Here is an 851-nt window from a genome sequence, read left to right as displayed (position 1 = left end):
GTCAGCGCATCGGCGAGCGGCGACCCGGTGCCGACCGCGACCACGACGCCACGGAGCTCGCCGGTCAGCTCGCCGGAGCCGACAGCGGCCACACGACGCAGAGCATCGAGGAACCCCTCGCCTGCCGACAGGCACAGGGCCAGGAACTCCAGGGTCGTCGGAAGCTCATCGGTGAGACGCACGCGGCGCGCCTTGGCCCGAGCCGACAGCTGCAGATCGTACGTGGTCGCGGCGGCGGCGCCGCACAGCAACGGCATGACGCCCGTGGGAACGGACAGCCGTCCGGTCAGGGCGAGCACGATCAGAACGACGGCGCCGGCCCCGATGCCGGCGAGCGCCCAGCCCAACTGCCTGCCACGGAACGTCGCCGGCTCCATAGCCACGCCCGCCTGGGAGAGCCGCCGCCGAAGCACCTCTCCGCCTCCGAGTATGCGCTCGAACACGTCCCGCAGCCCGCCCCACAGAGTTCGGGCGTTCGCTGGCAGTGTGCCCGCGAGCGGGAGAACACCCCGTGGGAGGTTCTCATCCGGAACCACGTCTCGCACGTAGGGGCCGATCCGCACGCTCAGTGAAGCGGCCCGCCAGCGCGGGAGGCCGGCGAGGATGCTCAGCACCCCGACGGCGAAGCCGCCACCGACGAGAACGGCACAGGCGAGGGCCGAGAACCCGCTCACCCGAACCACCGCCGAGGTTCCGGGAGCCGCCCGATGCGGACCATGATCTGGAAGGCGATGACCGAGACCCCCGCACCGACGCAGATGACGATCACGCCTTCCGGTGTGCCGTACGCCGATGCCCCTTCCGGCCGCATGACGAGCAGGCTGAGGATGGCCCACGGCGCGATCGCGCCG

General features: G+C 71.8%; 1 protein-coding gene and 1 pseudogene. Both read right to left on the bottom strand.

Going from position 1 to position 851, the window contains the following annotated elements; all coding sequences use genetic code 11:
* The coding region (locus tag ACNPM4_RS16885; protein ID WP_448986453.1) for a type II secretion system F family protein at positions 1 to 674 on the bottom strand (674 nt) is incomplete at its 3' end.
* Positions 671 to 851: pseudogene (locus tag ACNPM4_RS16880) on the bottom strand (type II secretion system F family protein); the annotation flags it as partial. The gene ACNPM4_RS16885 and the pseudogene ACNPM4_RS16880, both read right to left, overlap by 4 nt.

The organism is Microbacterium umsixpiens (assembly GCF_053543675.1).
This window is presented reverse-complemented; position numbering and strand designations above follow the sequence as displayed.